The sequence below is a fragment of the Pseudomonas sp. MF4836 genome (assembly GCF_002018875.1).
Lineage (GTDB): Bacteria > Pseudomonadota > Gammaproteobacteria > Pseudomonadales > Pseudomonadaceae > Aquipseudomonas.
The window spans coordinates 43742-58756 of sequence record NZ_MVOL01000015.1 but is presented as its reverse complement, the minus strand read 5'-3'; the positions used below and the strand labels follow the sequence as shown (position 1 = coordinate 58756).

The 15015-nt window shown below is 64.0% G+C and carries 14 protein-coding genes; 7 read left to right on the top strand and 7 right to left on the bottom strand.

All coding sequences use genetic code 11. The annotated features are described in order from the left end of the window. The first annotated feature begins 139 nt into the window (after positions 1–139). On the top strand, positions 140–2308 hold the full coding sequence (locus MF4836_RS28470; protein ID WP_078473159.1) for a TonB-dependent receptor: 2169 nt from the start codon (positions 140–142) through the stop codon (positions 2306–2308). 159 nt (positions 2309–2467) lie between these two features. Here MF4836_RS28470 and MF4836_RS28465 read toward each other — a convergent pair whose 3' ends face one another. Then, positions 2468–3481 carry an Ldh family oxidoreductase gene (locus MF4836_RS28465; RefSeq protein ID WP_078473158.1) on the bottom strand — a complete coding sequence of 338 codons (1014 nt, stop codon included), beginning with the start codon at positions 3479–3481 and terminating at the stop codon, positions 2468–2470. Between the two features lie 299 nt (positions 3482–3780). On the opposite strand from MF4836_RS28465, the gene MF4836_RS28460 reads away from it, so the two are divergent. The 5 genes from MF4836_RS28460 (at position 3781) to MF4836_RS28440 (ending at position 8172) form a co-directional block, all read left to right on the top strand. After that, a complete protein-coding gene (locus MF4836_RS28460) occupies positions 3781–4713 on the top strand; it encodes a 4-hydroxyproline epimerase (protein WP_078473157.1) in 933 nt (310 codons plus the stop codon). After that, positions 4710–5831: an NAD(P)/FAD-dependent oxidoreductase gene (locus MF4836_RS28455; RefSeq protein WP_078473156.1), complete on the top strand. Its 1122-nt coding sequence runs from the start codon at positions 4710–4712 to the stop codon at positions 5829–5831. The genes MF4836_RS28460 and MF4836_RS28455 overlap by 4 nt, the downstream gene beginning before the upstream one ends. Continuing rightward, positions 5828–6061, top strand: a complete 234-nt coding sequence (locus MF4836_RS28450; RefSeq protein WP_078473155.1) for a (2Fe-2S)-binding protein — start codon at positions 5828–5830, stop codon at positions 6059–6061. The genes MF4836_RS28455 and MF4836_RS28450 overlap by 4 nt, the downstream gene beginning before the upstream one ends. After that, positions 6058–7302, top strand: coding sequence for an NAD(P)/FAD-dependent oxidoreductase (locus MF4836_RS28445; RefSeq protein WP_078473154.1), 1245 nt, complete (start codon positions 6058–6060; stop codon positions 7300–7302). The genes MF4836_RS28450 and MF4836_RS28445 overlap by 4 nt, the downstream gene beginning before the upstream one ends. Before the next feature lie 93 nt (positions 7303–7395). Then, the gene (locus tag MF4836_RS28440) at positions 7396–8172 is read left to right on the top strand and encodes an AraC family transcriptional regulator (protein WP_078473153.1); all 777 of its coding nucleotides are present in this window, start codon (positions 7396–7398) and stop codon (positions 8170–8172) included. A gap of 21 nt (positions 8173–8193) precedes the next feature. Here the strand turns inward: MF4836_RS28440 and MF4836_RS28435 are convergent, their stop codons facing one another. After that, on the bottom strand, positions 8194–8967 hold the full coding sequence (locus tag MF4836_RS28435) for a GNAT family N-acetyltransferase (protein ID WP_078473152.1): 774 nt from the start codon (positions 8965–8967) through the stop codon (positions 8194–8196). A gap of 209 nt (positions 8968–9176) precedes the next feature. After that, entirely contained in the window at positions 9177–10268 is a 1092-nt protein-coding gene (locus MF4836_RS28430) for a type I restriction endonuclease (RefSeq protein WP_078473151.1), read from the bottom strand. A 205-nt stretch (positions 10269–10473) separates the two neighbouring features. On the opposite strand from MF4836_RS28430, the gene MF4836_RS28425 reads away from it, so the two are divergent. Continuing rightward, positions 10474–10884, top strand: a complete 411-nt coding sequence (locus MF4836_RS28425) for a low affinity iron permease family protein (protein ID WP_020297437.1) — start codon at positions 10474–10476, stop codon at positions 10882–10884. A 45-nt stretch (positions 10885–10929) separates the two neighbouring features. Here MF4836_RS28425 and MF4836_RS28420 read toward each other — a convergent pair whose 3' ends face one another. The 4 genes from MF4836_RS28420 to MF4836_RS28405 all read right to left on the bottom strand — a co-directional run bounded on the left by MF4836_RS28420 (position 10930) and on the right by MF4836_RS28405 (position 14781). Further along, positions 10930–11838, bottom strand: a complete 909-nt coding sequence (locus tag MF4836_RS28420) for an SDR family oxidoreductase (protein WP_078473150.1) — start codon at positions 11836–11838, stop codon at positions 10930–10932. Positions 11839–11943: 105 nt separating this feature from the next. Beyond that, entirely contained in the window at positions 11944–12447 is a 504-nt protein-coding gene (locus MF4836_RS28415; protein ID WP_020297438.1) for a DUF4142 domain-containing protein, read from the bottom strand. Between the two features lie 243 nt (positions 12448–12690). Beyond that, entirely contained in the window at positions 12691–14037 is a 1347-nt protein-coding gene (locus MF4836_RS28410; RefSeq protein WP_078473149.1) for a sensor domain-containing protein, read from the bottom strand. Between the two features lie 105 nt (positions 14038–14142). Then, a complete protein-coding gene (locus MF4836_RS28405) occupies positions 14143–14781 on the bottom strand; it encodes a LysE family translocator (protein WP_078473148.1) in 639 nt (212 codons plus the stop codon). Between the last annotated feature and the right edge of the window lie 234 nt (positions 14782–15015).

Sequence of the window (15015 nt, the reverse complement as noted above, 5' to 3'; positions counted from 1 at the left end):
CGCCAGCCACGCGCCACTGGTTGGCCAAGAGTGCGCAGAATCATTTACAGATTCATGGCTGGCACTGATCAGATTCGTCTGATTGTTTGGCCCCTAAGTGCAGATGAGAATCGCTTCCAAATAAATGGAGGCACTCTGAATGTCCAAGCAAACCCGCTCGCAAACCTGGCGCCTGTGGTCCACCTCGTTGGGGCTGATGGCCGCCAGCCAGGTCGGTGTCGCAGCCGAAGCCAACGAATCGATCTCAGGCAAGAAACGCTCCTCGCCGGCACTGACCCTGGAGGCGACCGATGTGGTAGGCGAGCACCGTGAAGGCTACAAGCGCGATAGCGCCAGCTCGCCGAAATTCACCGCGCCACTGCGTGAGACCCCTAGGTCGATCACCATCATTACCGAAACCCTGATGCAGGACCGTGCCGTGACCTCCCTGGCCGACGCCCTGCGCACCACACCGGGCATTACCTTCGGCGCCGGTGAGGGCGGTACGCCACTGGGGGACCGCCCCTTCATTCGAGGTTATGAGGCCAGCACCGACATCATGATCGACGGCATTCGTGACGTCGGCCGCATGACCCACGAAGTCTTTAATATCGAGCAGGTCGAGATCCTCAAGGGCCCGGGCTCGGCCTACTCCGGACGCGGCTCGACCGGCGGCAGCATCAACCTGGTAAGCAAGACCGCCCAACAGGGAGACTTCATCGCCGGCAGCCTCAAGCTCGGCACCGACCAACTGCGCCGCAGCACCCTCGACATCAACCAATACCTGCCTGAGCAGAACATGGCGCTGCGCCTGAACGCGATGAAGCACGAAGCCGACACCCCGGGCCGCGACCATGTCGAAGTCAGCCGCTGGGGCATCGCCCCCACCTTCTCCTTCGGCCTCAATACCGACACCCGCGGCACCCTCAGCTACTACCACATGCAGAGCGATGACATGCCCGACCTGGGCCACCCGTTTTCGCCAAGCCGCAACAAGCCGGCCAAGGTCGACCGCGACAACTTCTACGGCTTCACCGGCCGCGATTTCCGCAAGACCTCAAGCGACCAGGGCAGCCTGCAACTGGAGCACGATTTCAACGAACACCTGACCCTGCGCAACACCACCCGTGGCGGGCGCGGCATGCAGGACTACATCATGACCCGGCCCTTTATCGACACCCCGGCCCAGGAACAAAGCAACCAGGTGATGCTCGCCTCCCGCGCGCGCAATGTGGTCAACACCTCACTGATCAACCAGACCGATGTCTTCGGCAAGTTCCAGACCGGTGCCATCGGCCATAGCTACAGCGCCGGGGTCGAGTTCTCCCGCGAGCGTATCGACAACAAGGCGCGCTATGGCTCGGTGCGCAACCCGGACAAAGGCAACCTTGCAGACCCCGACACGCATGCCCGCTATACCCCGGTGCCGGCCGGCGACGGCAGCCATACGGTGGTCAAGCACAACAACCGCGCACTCTATGCCATGGACACCCTGGCCCTGCACGAGCAGTGGGACCTGAACCTGGGGCTGCGCTACGACAACTACCACGCGCGTAATGCCACACAGAGCAACCGCGCCAACCTGTGGAGTTATCAGGCCGGCCTGGTGTTCAAGCCAGTGCACTACGCCAGCATCTACCTGAGCTACGGCACCTCGTTCAACCCGTCCGGGGAAACCGCCGGGCAATCTGGCGGTGCCGACGGCCCTGCCGGGGGTGGCTTGAAAGCCCAGAACCTGGATCCGGAAAAAAGCCGCAGCCTGGAACTGGGAACCAAGTGGGACCTGCTCGATGAAAAACTGTCGCTGACCGCCGCCGTGTTCAAGACCGAGAAAACCAACGCCCGCTCCTACGACGCAGTCACCGGTGAAGTGGCCCTGACCGGCAATAACGAGGTGCAAGGCTTTGAAGTCGGCGCTACCGGGCACCTGAGCGAACGCTGGGAAGTGATGGCCGGCTACACCTACCTCGACGCAAAAACCACCCGATACGCTGATTCCACGGCGAACTTCGACGGCAACCGCTCCAAGTTCATCGCCCCCAACAGCGCCAGCCTGTGGAGTACCTACATGCTCACCGAGCGCTGGAAGGTCGGCGGCGGCGCCACCTACATGGACAAGCGTTATGTGGACGACGCCAACCTCAAGAGCCTGGATGCCTACTGGCGTTACGACGCCATGGTCGCGTACCGGGTGAACAAGAACCTCGACCTGCAATTCAACGTGCTGAACCTGACCGACGAAACCCTCTACGACGCCTCCCACGTCGGCATCTTCGCCACCGTGGCACCCGGTCGTTCGGCGGAAATGACCGCTAACCTGCGGTTCTGAAACCCCACTGTTGCCTCGCAACCTGTAGCCGCTGCCGCAGGTTCGGGCGGCGTTCGGACGCGGGCCCTAAGCAGCGATACAGAGCTCCCGGACTAGCGGCGCCTGTTAGGGGCAGCGCAGCCTCTCGGTGCTCGGCAGCGGCTATGGGCGATCTTTGCGCTACCCCAGCAACGCCTGAATATCCCGATACAACGCCTGCGGAATCTGCACCCCGTGTCGCTCGCTTCGCTCCCGCGCCTCGAAGCGCCGTTGCGAAGGCAGGCGCGCGCCTTGCCCGGTGATCGCCTGGAACAACCCTTCGGCACGGGCCAGGCCCTGCTCGTAATCCGCCCCCAGAAACACCTTGGGATCGAACGCCAGGATCAACTCGCCATGGCAAGGCGCAGCGCCGACGCCTTCGTCGAACGCCATGGACTCGGCGCTGGTGAGGTCGCCGATCAGTGCCCCGGCCAGCAACTCGATCATCGCTGCCAAGGCTGAGCCCTTGTGCCCGCCGAAAGTCTGCATGGCCCCCTGCAACGCTGCCTTGGCATCGGTGGTGGGCTGGCCCTGGGCGTCTATGGCCCAGTGCTCGGGGATGGGCTTGCCCTGGCGGGCGTGGAGTTCGATATCACCGCGGGCGATGGCGCTGGTGGCAAAGTCGAACACAAACGGATGGCCGCCCGGTCGCGGCCAGGCGAAGGCCAGGGGGTTGGTGCCGAACACCGGCTGCTTGCCGCCCGCCGGGGCCACCCAACTGTGGCTGGGGTTCATCGCCAGCCCCACGAGCCCGGTGGCGGCAACGGCCTCGACTTCTGGCCACAAGGCCGAAAAGTGAAAACAGCGCTTGATCACCATCGCCGCAATGCCCTGGCTGCGGGCCTTTTCGGCCAGCAAGGGCAGGCCGGTCTTGAAACTCAGCAGCGAATAGCCGTAATGCGCATCCACCTCCAGCACCCCGGCGCTGATGTGGCGCACGCTGGGTTCGGCCTGGGGGTCGACCTTGCCTTCGCGCACCGAACGCACGCAGCCGAGCAAGCGATAGACGCCATGGGAGTGGCACTCATCGCGCTGGCCCTGGGTCACCACCTCGGCAATCGCCTGCGCGTGGGCCTCCGACAGCCCGTGGCGGGCCAGCACCTGCAGCGACAGGGCGTGGACTTGATCCAATGACAAGGTGACGTGTTCAGACATGGCAGGGCCTCATGACCTGGGAACGGTGGTCCCGGCCTAGGGACCAGGGCGCCGTGATGAGCGGGGCTCGCGTGAGCCGGCGAATGCAGCAAAAGACACAGGGTCGCCGTTTCCCCCAGAACGGGCTTGAGCCTTTTCGCCCCTATCAGTGACGAAATCAGCACAGACCCTGGCTCGATAGCGAGGTGTCGGCCCGAGCCTGAAACTATGCCGATTTCGTCATCAGCAGCGATGAAAACCCACAAGCGACCACACCCGATCGCGGCTCACTCTGTAGGCCTTTCTTGCCAGGTGATGCCATGAAACGAATTACCGTCATCGATTCACACACAGGGGGCGAACCCACTCGCCTGGTTATCGACGGCTTTCCCGAACTGGGCAATGGCTCGATGGCCGAACGCCTGGCGCTGTTGCAACGCGAGCACGACCACTGGCGCACCGCCTGCGCCCTGGAACCTCGGGGCAGCGACGTGCTGGTGGGCGCGCTGCTGTGCGAGCCGCAGGCGGCCGACGCCTGTGCCGGGGTGATCTTCTTCAATAACAGCGGTTACCTGGGCATGTGCGGCCACGGCACCATCGGCCTGGTGCGCTCGCTGCATCACCTGGGGCGCATCGAACCTGGCGTGCACCGCATCGAAACCCCGGTGGGCACCGTCGAGGCCACGCTGCACGACGACCTCTCGGTCAGCGTGCGCAACGTCCCCGCCTACCGCCATCGCCAGGCTGTGGCGCTGGACGTGCCCGGGCACGGGCGGATCCATGGCGATATCGCCTGGGGCGGCAACTGGTTCTTCCTGATCAGCGACCATGGCCAGCGCATTGCCCTGGATAACGTCGAAGCCCTGACCCAGTACACCTGGGCCGTGCGCGAAGCCCTGGAGGCAGCCGGAATCCGCGGCGCCAACGACGGGCTGATCGACCATATCGAACTGTTCGCCGACGACCCCGATGCCGACAGCCGCAACTTTGTGCTGTGCCCCGGCAAGGCCTATGACCGCTCGCCCTGCGGCACCGGCACCAGCGCCAAGCTGGCGTGCCTGGCGGCCGACGGCAAACTCGCCCCCGGCGCTACCTGGCGCCAGGCCAGCGTGATCGGCAGCCAGTTCAGCGCCCACTATGAGCAGGCCGGCGAACAGATCATCCCGACCATTCGCGGCACCGCCCATATCAGTGCCGAAGCCACCCTGCTGATCCAGGCCGACGATCCCTTCGGCTGGGGCATCCTGCCGTGACCCAAGCGGCCCAGGCCGATGTGATCGTGATCGGCGCCGGGATCATCGGCGCCGCCTGTGCCCATGAATTTTCCCGGCGCGGCCTGCGGGTGCAGGTGCTGGACAACGCCAGCGGTGGCGCCACCGGCGCCGGCATGGGCCACCTGGTGGCGATGGACGACAACGCCGCCGAACTGGCCCTCAGTCATTACTCCATAGGCCTCTGGAGCCAACTGCGCGAGCACCTGCCGGCCGCCTGCGCCTATCGCAATTGCGGCACCCTGTGGCTGGCTGCCGATACCGGGGAAATGGACCTCGCGCGCAGCAAGCAACGAACCCTGGCCGAACATGGGGTGGCCGGCGAACTGCTCGGTGCAGACCAATTGGCTGAACTCGAACCCATGCTCCGCAAGGGGCTGGGCGGCGCCTTGAAGATTCCCGGCGACGGCATCCTCTACGCACCGGCCACCGCCAGCTGGCTGCTGCACAACCACCCAAGCATCAGTCGCCAGGTCGCCACGGTGACAGCGGTCGCGGCCAATCGGGTCGAGCTCGACGATGGCCGCGTGCTGCACGCGGAATACGTGGTGCTGGCCAACGGCTTTGCCGCCCGGCAACTGCTGCCCGAATTGCCCCTGCGGCCGAAAAAGGGCCACCTGCTGATCACCGATCGCTACCCCAGCCAGGTCACGCACCAATTGGTGGAACTGGGCTATGCCGCCAGCGCCCACGCCAGCGACGGCACCTCGGTGGCGTTCAACGTGCAGCCGCGCCCCACCGGGCAATTGCTGATCGGTTCGTCGCGCCAGTTCGACACCCTGGACCCGGCTGTCGAACCGGCGGTACTCGCGCCCATGCTGCAACGGGCGGTGGATTACCTGCCGGCGCTGGCCGAACTCAACGGCATTCGCGCCTGGACCGGCTTTCGCGCCGCCAGCCCCGACGGCTTGCCGCTGCTGGGCCAGCACCCCAGACAAGCAGGCCTGTGGCTGGCCCTCGGGCATGAAGGCCTGGGCGTGACCACCGCCCCCGGCAGCGCGCGCGTGCTGGCAGCGCTGATGCTCGGCGAGACATCGCCCATCGACCCTCGTCCCTATTTGCCCGAACGCTTCGGCGTACTGACCGGAGACCCGCGATGATCATCTACCTCGAGCATCAGGCCCTCACCGTGCGCGATGGCCTGACCGTCGCCGCGGCCCTGGCCCACAGCGGCGATGAGCGCACTCGCCGCTCATGCAGCGGTGCCCCGCGCGCGCCGTTCTGCGGCATGGGCATTTGCCAGGAATGCCGTATGACCATCGACGGCCGGCGCCAACTCGCGTGCCAGACCCTGTGCCGCGAAGGCATGCACGTGGAGCGCAGCCTATGACCGAACAACGACTGGACTGCGACATCCTGATCGTCGGCAGCGGCCCGGCCGGTCTCGCCGCCGCCCAGGCCGCCAGCCGCAGTGGCGCCTCGCTGGTGGTGATCGACGACAATCCGCGCCCCGGTGGGCAGATCTGGCGCAACGGCCCGGACACCCGGCTCGATCCGGCCGTGCGCGAGCGCTTCAAGGTGCTGGACTCGCCGCAACTGCGCTACCTCAGCGGCACCCGCATCATCGGCGCCGCCGGCCCTCAGGCGCTGCTGCTGGAGGATGCCGAACACGCCTGGATCATCGCTTACCGACAACTGATTCTGTGCTGCGGCGCCCGTGAGTTGCTGCTGCCCTTCCCCGGCTGGACCCTGCCCGGGGTCACGGGGGCCGGGGCCTTGCAGGCGCTGCTGAAAAACGGCCTGCCGCTGCGCGGTGGGCGCGTGGTGGTGGCGGGCAGCGGCCCGCTGCTGCTGGCCAGCGCCGCCAGTGCGCGTCAGGCCGGCGCCCGGGTGATCCGGGTCCTGGAACAGGCGCCAAGCGCTGCGTTGGCCGGCTTTGCCACGGGCCTGTGGCGCTGGCCGAGCAAAATCCGCCAGGCCCTGACCCTGGCCACCCCGGCCTATCGCAGCAATGCCCATGTAATGGAAGCCCTGGGCGAGCAACGGCTGGAAGCGGTGCGCATCCGCCAGGGCGAGCGCACCCTTGAACTGCCCTGCGAGCGTCTGGCCTGCGGCTTTGGCCTGGTGCCCAACACCCTGCTCGCCAGCCACCTGGGCTGCCAGTTACACGAACACGCCATCGCTGTCGACCACCAGCAACGCACCAATGTCTCCGGGGTCCTGGCGGCGGGTGAATGCACCGGGGTCGGCGGCAGCGAGCTGGCGCTGATCGAAGGCGAAATCGCCGGGCTGGTCGCCAGCGGCCAGGACGCCGCCGCGGCGGCGCTGAGTCAGCGGCGCCAGCATTGGCAGGCGTTTGCCGATCAGGTTCGCAGCACCTTCACCTTGCGGCCGGAGGTGCTGCAACTGGCGCGCCCGGATACCCTGCTGTGTCGCTGCGAAGACGTGGCCTTTTCCGCCATTGCCGAGCAACCCGGCTGGACCGCCGCCAAGCTGCAATCGCGATGCGGCATGGGGGCCTGCCAGGGCCGGGTCTGCGCCACGGCGGCGCAAGCCCTGTTCGGCTGGGACCCGCCCCGACCACGCACGCCCCTGGTGCCGGCGCGCATCGGGACTCTGCTCAAGCGCTAGCCGAGCGGCATGCGGGTCGCCGCCCTTGCCACAGCCCGGTGCCTCGCCATAATGAGCAGCGGCTGACAGCCAGGTCATTCAAGGAACGGCAGCATGATCGAACCCGCCACCCTGCACCGGCTGCCCGCAGCCCTGGCGCGCCAGCGCCCCGAAGACATCGAGAGCCTGCTGGGCAGCATGGCGCTGATTGCACCACTGCTCGACACCATTGCCAACGCGGTATTTTTCATCAAGGACCTGCAGGCCCGCTACCTGATCGCCAACCTGACCCTGGCCCAGCGCTGCGGCTTCAAGAACATCGAGCCGCTGCTGGGCAAGACGTCCGCCGAGGTATTCCCGGCGGTGCTCGGCCCGGTCTATACCGAGCAGGACCAACGGGTGCTGCGCCACGGCATCAGCATCAAGGGCCAACTGGAACTGCACCTGTACGGCAGCCGCGAACCCGGCTGGTGCCTGACCCATAAATTGCCCCTGCACGGGCGCGCGGGGCAGATCATCGGCATGGCCGGCATCTCCCTCGACCTGCAGGCGGCCCACGATACCCACCCGGCCTATGAACGCCTGGCGGCAGTGGACCGCTATATCCGCGAACACTACAGCGAAGCGATCCGCCTCGAGCAATTGACCGAAATTGCCGACCTGTCGATTGCCCAGCTGGAACGCTACTGCAAGCGCATCTTCCACCTCACGCCACGGCAGATGATTCACAAGGCACGCCTGGAACACGCCTCGCGCCTGCTGCTGGGCGAGTTGCCCATTACCGAGGTGGCGCTGCAATGCGGCTACACCGACCACAGTGCATTCAGCCGCCAGTTCAAGGCTCTGACCGGCATCAGCCCACGGCAATTTCGCCACAACGCCACACGCTAGCCAGCGGGCCCGGGTGATCTGTCACTCGCGGCAAAAGGTGGTGTATTCAAACAGGGTGGCAAAGCCCGCCCGACGGTAGATCGACAAACCGTCGATCGAAGCCTCAAGCACGCAACACTGCGCGCCCTCGACCTTGGCATACGCCAGGGCGTGCTGGATCAATGCACTGGCATAACCCCGATGCTGGTACTCGCGCTGGGTGCCGATGTCATCGAGCCGGGCCACCCCAGGCCCCAGGGACAAGGTCAGCGAACACACCGGCAATTGCTCGACATACAGGCTGAAATGGCGCAGCGAGCGCCCCGCCGCCAGCGCCGCCCGATGCCGTGCCAGGTATTGGCCAATGCCCTCCTCGCCCGACTCGAAAGCACTCGCCACCGGCCGCGACCAGTCATCCAGGTGCTGGTCGGTGCAACGGATATCGACTTGGCCGGGGGCCGTCCCCGCCGCCTGCCAGGTTGTGAGGTCCAGGTGCATGCAGGTGGTCTGGTCGCTCGCCAGCAGCTGCTGTTGCTGCAACTGCTCATGCACCTGCGCCACCAGCGTGTCACGCACCACCACGCAGAACGGCATCTGCGTGCGTTGCAGAAAGTCGATGCCCTGGGCCAGCTGCGACGCCAGCTCGGGGTCGGCCTGCTTCACCAGCAGCAGGTTCAGGCTGCTGGCCTCGACCCCGGTGCAGTAAGCGCTGAGGCTGCTGCCGAACTGTCGATACAACTGGGAAATGGCGACGAAGAAATCATCCTCCGCCTGGTGATAAAGCTCGATAACCGAAGTATCCGCGCTGGACCTCATGCCTGCCTCCCTGAAACCGTCGCCCCATCATCGGCGCGACAGGCCACACGGTAAGCCCGCAGCCAGGGCGATTCCAGCCTTGCCCTGTTTTATTGTGCGAAGAAGTATTTTCATCTGTAAGCGCAGTTCAACTGCTGAACCCCAGAGTTGCCAATATCCACCAGGCTCACCCCTGACGCCCGTTGCAGGCGTCAGGAGCAATGCCGGCGTTATTCGTAATAGCCGATGGTCTTTTTCAGGGAATCCGAATACTCGTAGATATCATCGATGGAGTTGAGCGGATGGCGGGTTTCATTTTTGTCTTGGTCGAAGATCCCGATGTACTTTTGTGAACGATTGAAATGCAGGCGGCAGATGGGTTTGCGGTTGTTGTCATCGAGCAATATGCCGAAGTAGCTCTGGGTATCTCGCTGCACAATGCGCTTGGCATCGACTACAGAACGCACTACTGCACGCACGATGTGGTAACCCTCCAGTTCCTCCAAGGTGGTAAACACCTTGTCCTCGATCTGGTCGAGTTCCTCTTCCTCCGCGCCCCCAGCAGCCTTCCCGGTAGTGGCCATGACAGCAATCGGCGGTTGAATCGCGCCACTCATTGCCGACTTGAGCCGATCGTTGATCTGGTCATTGAGAAATTGCCCCAGGGCCTTTCTCGTCAGCTCATAAAACTGCTCGCGAACCTTCTGGGTAATCACCCCGTCATAGACCCGCGAAGCAAAGACTTTGACAAAGTCGTCGTCGGGTTTGCTGACCTGCGAAGCGATGACCTTTTTAATCTGACTGACATACTTCAACTCCCCCGCTGCATTGATGATCGACTCGACATCAAAGGCTGACTTGGTGAGTTTTGTCAGTTCCGGCACCGCGTATTCATCGATATCCAACAGGTCGAGTTCGAGAAACGGTTTCTCGTCCATCTTGTTCGGCGCATCCAGGTCCGTAAAAAATTTGTAGACCTGACCATTGGTCAAAATGGATATCCGCGCACTGGTCACGTGAAAGTAGCGAAAGAGTTGCGAGGCATGATTGATATGCAAAGGCTCGCCGATCTTTTTGCACTCGATCAAGATCTGCACTTCACCTTCCTTCATAACGGCGTAATCGATTTTTTCGCCTTTTTTGGTCCCGATGTCACACACGAACTCAGGGGTCACTTCCGTTGGATCGAATACGTCGTATCCCAGCACCGTACTGATGAAAGGCATGACAAAGGCATTTTTTGTCGCCTCCTCAGTTTGAATGGCAGCTGCTTGCAAACGTACCTTGGCAGCGAGACTGGCTAACTTTTCGAAGAATTCCATGGGTGACCTCTTACCTTTTCCGATCCGTGTATGAACATGCTGGCAATTTGCCGGCCAACTGATACTAGACACAAACCGACACAAAGAAAGATTTCCCCTCATATAGCGCTGCAACCTAGGGCCGCTAGGCCTCGCGCAGTTAAAAGAAATTCCGCCACCGCGCTGCGGTCAGAAGTTCAGGTCCATTCTGATAAGGAATCCGCTCATGAAGTTTTCCAAGATCTCGCAATCGTTGTCGATGTGGGCCGGGAGCCCGAAGACGTTTCTGGTGGCGGTCGGCCTGATTGTGCTGTGGGGGCTGAGTGGGCCGATTTTCCATTTCAATGACACCTGGCAGCTGATCATCAACACCTCGACCACCATCATCACGTTTCTGATGGTGTTCCTGATCCAGAACACCCAGAACCGCGACAACGACATTTTGCATATCAAGATCGATGAGTTGCTGCGCGCCACCCAGGATGCGCACAACGCGGTGCTGAGCCTCGATGGGCTGGACCTCAAGCAGTTGGAGAAACTGCGCAGCCAGTACAAGGAAATCGGTCGTGGCGATTCCCTCAACCTCGACGCCTCGGGCGCCGAAGACGGTCGCAAGACCGATTTGAATCAGTGCTGAATTCGCCCCGGGGCTGGCCAGCGACCGGCCCCGAAGCGCTGGGGCTTATGGCAGTGGATTGCCGCCGGTGACGCCGAACACTTCGCCGGTGATGTAGCTCGACTCCTGGGACGCCAGCAGCACATAGAGCGGCGCGCACTCTGCCGGTTGGCCGGGGCGTTTCATTGGGGTTTGCAGGCCGAATTCGGGAATTTTCTCCCGCGGCTGGCCGCCACTGGGCTGTAGCACGGTCCAGATCGGACCGGGTGCCACCGCGTTGACCCGGATCCCCTGCTCGATCACTTGCTTGGCCAGGGCCTTGGTGAAGGCCACGATCGCCGCCTTGGTGGTGGCGTAGTCGAGCAAGGTGGCCGAGGGCTGATACGACTGGATCGACGCGGTGTTGATTACCGTGGCCCCGGCCGGCATCAGCGGCAACGCCGCCTTGCAGATCCAGAACATGGCGTAGACGTTGGTTTTCAGGGTAGCGTCGAACTGCTCGGTGCTGAGTTCGGCGATGTGTTGCTGAGCCACCTGCTTGCCCGCCACATTGACCAGGATGTCCAGGCCACCCAGTTGCTGATGGGCGCTGCGCACCAGTTCCAGGCAGAAGGCTTCGTCGCGAATATCGCCGGGCAGCGCCACTGCCTTGCGCCCCTCGGCCTGGATCAGTTCGATGACCTGGCGCGCGTCCCGCTCTTCCTCGGGCAAATAGTTAATCGCCACATCCGCGCCTTCCCGGGCATAGGCAATGGCGGCCGCCCGACCAATGCCCGAGTCGCCGCCGGTGATCAGCGCCTTGCGTCCCTTGAGTCGGCCAAAACCCTGGTAGCTCTGCTCACCGTGGTCCGGCCGGGGCGTCATGTCCTGGTCGATACCGGGGGCGGTTTGTGGCTGATCGGGAAATTTCGGCTGCGGGTACTGGGTCAGGGGGTTTTGCATTTCGTACTGATTGCGCACGTGTTGAGTCGACATCGCCGGTCTCCTTGGAAGGGCTGATCAAAATCTGACAGTGGGCTGGGGGCCTGGAACAGGTCGCGGGTGAGCGGCCAAGGCGGCTCACCCGCAGGCCTCAGGAAATCAACGGCTGGCTTGCAGGGCCCGGGCCATTTGCAGGTGATTTTCCAGCTTGGGCAGGGTTTCCTCGGCAAACGCCTGGAGCTCGGGAACCTCGCTGGTCTGGGCCTGCTGCTGGATCTGCTCGATGGCTTCTTCAGTGGCCTTGACCTGGCTGGCGGCGTAGGCGGCGTCGAAGGCTTCGCCTTCGGGCACCTGCGGCATCATGGTTTTGGCCTTGCTCAGCACTTCTTCACGGGGCGCCACCGGCAGGTCCAGTTGCTTGGCGATCTTGGCCAGGTGCTGGTTGGCTGTGGTGCGGTCATTGATCACCACGATGGTGTAGTCTTTGACCTCCTTGGACGAGGTCTTCTGGTGCGCCATGCGGCTGGCTTCAATGTCGGCGATGCCCTTGGCCGAGGCATCGTCGATAAATGCGGCTGGCGACTGCGCGAAGGCGCTGGTCGCGCCCAGGCTCAGCAGCAGTGCCAGGCTGGCAGTGCGTAATGGGTTGGCCATGCGGCTCATGGTTTCGCCCTCCTTACTCAGGGGTGAACAACTCAGGGTGTGATAACGCGACTCGGTAGTGCCGCCTGTACGGCATGTGAAATTTCGCGGCGACAAAGGTTTAGAAAAATCCCCCTTGCCGCGACGAACGGTGCCTGGCCGCGCCGCCCAACACCCGCCGATCGCCACGCGAACCGCGGACACAGGATGGGCCCCAGGTGCAGGGGCCAGCCACCTCGGGCAAGGTGCTTCAGTAGGCGGCAATCACGCTCGGGAGTGGGCCTTGCGCGCCCGCTTGGCCCGGTACATCGCGTCGTCGGCGTGCTTGAACAGTGACTGTTCTTCCAGGCCATGCTCGGGGTACAGGCCGATGCCGATGCTGGGCCGGATGCTCAGCGAATGGCCGTCCAGGCGCAGTGGGTCGCCCAGCACCTGACAGATTTTGTCGGCCACGGTGTCGGCGTCCGCGGCCGCCTGCATGCTTTCAAGCAGAATCACGAACTCGTCGCCGCCGATCCGCGCCACGGTATCGCACTCACGCACACAGCCCTTGAGCCGGCTGGCAACGGCCTGCAGCAGCATGTCGCCGACGGCATGGCCGTAGGTGTCGTTGACCTGCTTGAACTGGTCGAGGTCGATGTACAGCAGGGCCATGCGCCCCGATTCGCGCCGGGCCCGGGCCAGTGAATGGCGCAGGCGCTCCTTGAGCAGCTCGCGGTTGGGCAACTGGGTCAACTGGTCGTATTCGGCCATGTATTGCAGGCGGGCCTGCAACTGCTGGCGTTCGATGGCGGTGGTCAGTTGGGCGCAGACGTACTGCAGCAGTTCCTGGTCCTGCTCGGTATAGCGTTCGCCCGGCGCGCTCCTGACCACCAGCGCTCCGATGGTGCCTTTCTGCGAGTTGAGCGGCACCCCGAGCCAGCACGTGCTGTCCGGCTCCGGTATGGGTGGGAAAGACTCCGGCAGCGGCTCGCCGGAGTCTGGGGTCAGGCGCAACGGCAGGCCGCTGCGGATCACTTCGGCACACACCCGGCCGGTGAAACTGCCTGTGCGTTCCGGCTGCTGCTCGCTGGGGTCGACATGGTAGGCAAAGCTCATGGCCTGGGAGTGCGGGTCCTGCAGGGCCACTGAAAAATTCAGTGCCGGCAGCCATTCACCGATGATCCGATGCACCCGCTGGAACAGGCCGAGCAGGTCTTCGGCGCCCTGGGCCGCTTCGGAAATCGCATACAGCGCGGCCTGCCTGGACTCGGCCAGCTTGCGCTCGGTGATATCCCGGGCCACGGCAATGCGCAGTTGATCGACCTCCGACCAGCGCGCCGACCAGAGGATATGGGCGATGCGCCCGTCCTTGCGCAGGTAGCGGTTTTCGAAATTGGGCATCGGCACCCCGGCCATGATCTCCCGCGCGGCCTGCAGGGTGCGCTCGCGATCTGCCGGGTGCACCAGTTCGATCATGGCAGTGCCCACCAGCTCTTCGGGGGTGTAGCCGAAAATCCGCTCGCAGGCGGCGCTGACAAAGACGAAGCGGCCGTTGCTGTCCACCGCACACACGGCATCCAGCAACAGGTCGATAAAGCTGGCCAGAGGCGCTGAATTCTTGGTTGCCATCAGGGAAAGGGACTGCCTTGCAAATGAAACGCCGAGTATCAATCCCTGGGCCTGGTCAAACGGCATCGGCCGCTGACGCTTCGCTGCTGCAGCCTTGCAGCGCGGTTATCCCTTGTTGCTGATCAGCCCCGGCAGCGCATGCACCAGGGCATTGATGGCGAAGCCGATGAACATTACTCCGCAAACCCGCGTAATAGCCAGCTCATGGCGCTGGTACAGGGTGCGTATCTGACGGGCACCGACCACGCCGATCAGGATCGCGTAGGCCACCACACCGCCCAGGAAGCTCAGCAGAATCAGCCACGGCAGCATCGACCAGGTCAAGAGCTCGGCGCGGCTGGAGAGCAGTGCGGTAAAGGTCGCCACCGCCACCGGGTAGGCCTTGGGGTTGGTCAGGCCGAACAGAATGCCGTGCCAGAACGGTTGCCGCGCCGCGCCCTGGGGGGCGTCGCTGCCGGTACTGCGGGTGCGGATCGCACGCAGGCCGAGCCAGAACAGGTACAGGCCGCTGAGCACACCCAGTACATCAAAGGCACTGCTGCCGATCTCACGGGCGCCGACAATGGCGACCAGCGCGGTGCTGCACCAGACCACATCTCCCAGCAGATGGCCGCAGAGAAACCCGGCCCCGGCCCGTCGGCCCCGGGCGGCGCCAATACCGAACACCGCCAGCACGCCCGGGCCGGGGGTGATGCCATAGATAAAGCCGGAAGCGAGCACGGCCAGCAACAGTGATGCAGTCATCGACAAAACTCCGCAATGTGCCCCGCAGACAATGCCTGGCACAGAATCAAGGGGGGGATTCTGCACGAAGCCTGGCGCTGATCACCAGCCGGTTCGATCAAAAGACCAGGTCCGGTCGGTAGACCGCAACGCCCTCCTTCGCGACTCGGGCTGGGGCATCAACCCGACCTCGGCGTCGAGCGCCAGCACGGCCGCGAGCCGGCCGTGGATCGGGCAGGCACCACGCATGGGTTC

Bases quoted from the DNA above. Each gene is read 5' to 3' on its own strand.
- MF4836_RS28470 (WP_078473159.1), top strand. From the start codon at position 140: ATGTCCAAGCAAACCCGCTCGCAAACCTGGCGCCTGTGGTCCACCTCG.
- MF4836_RS28465 (WP_078473158.1), bottom strand. From the start codon at position 3,481: ATGTCTGAACACGTCACCTTGTCATTGGATCAAGTCCACGCCCTGTCG.
- MF4836_RS28460 (WP_078473157.1), top strand. From the start codon at position 3,781: ATGAAACGAATTACCGTCATCGATTCACACACAGGGGGCGAACCCACT.
- MF4836_RS28450 (WP_078473155.1), top strand. From the start codon at position 5,828: ATGATCATCTACCTCGAGCATCAGGCCCTCACCGTGCGCGATGGCCTG.
- MF4836_RS28445 (WP_078473154.1), top strand. From the start codon at position 6,058: ATGACCGAACAACGACTGGACTGCGACATCCTGATCGTCGGCAGCGGC.
- MF4836_RS28440 (WP_078473153.1), top strand. From the start codon at position 7,396: ATGATCGAACCCGCCACCCTGCACCGGCTGCCCGCAGCCCTGGCGCGC.
- MF4836_RS28435 (WP_078473152.1), bottom strand. From the start codon at position 8,967: ATGAGGTCCAGCGCGGATACTTCGGTTATCGAGCTTTATCACCAGGCG.
- MF4836_RS28430 (WP_078473151.1), bottom strand. From the start codon at position 10,268: ATGGAATTCTTCGAAAAGTTAGCCAGTCTCGCTGCCAAGGTACGTTTG.
- MF4836_RS28425 (WP_020297437.1), top strand. From the start codon at position 10,474: ATGAAGTTTTCCAAGATCTCGCAATCGTTGTCGATGTGGGCCGGGAGC.
- MF4836_RS28420 (WP_078473150.1), bottom strand. From the start codon at position 11,838: ATGTCGACTCAACACGTGCGCAATCAGTACGAAATGCAAAACCCCCTG.
- MF4836_RS28415 (WP_020297438.1), bottom strand. From the start codon at position 12,447: ATGAGCCGCATGGCCAACCCATTACGCACTGCCAGCCTGGCACTGCTG.
- MF4836_RS28410 (WP_078473149.1), bottom strand. From the start codon at position 14,037: ATGGCAACCAAGAATTCAGCGCCTCTGGCCAGCTTTATCGACCTGTTG.
- MF4836_RS28405 (WP_078473148.1), bottom strand. From the start codon at position 14,781: ATGACTGCATCACTGTTGCTGGCCGTGCTCGCTTCCGGCTTTATCTAT.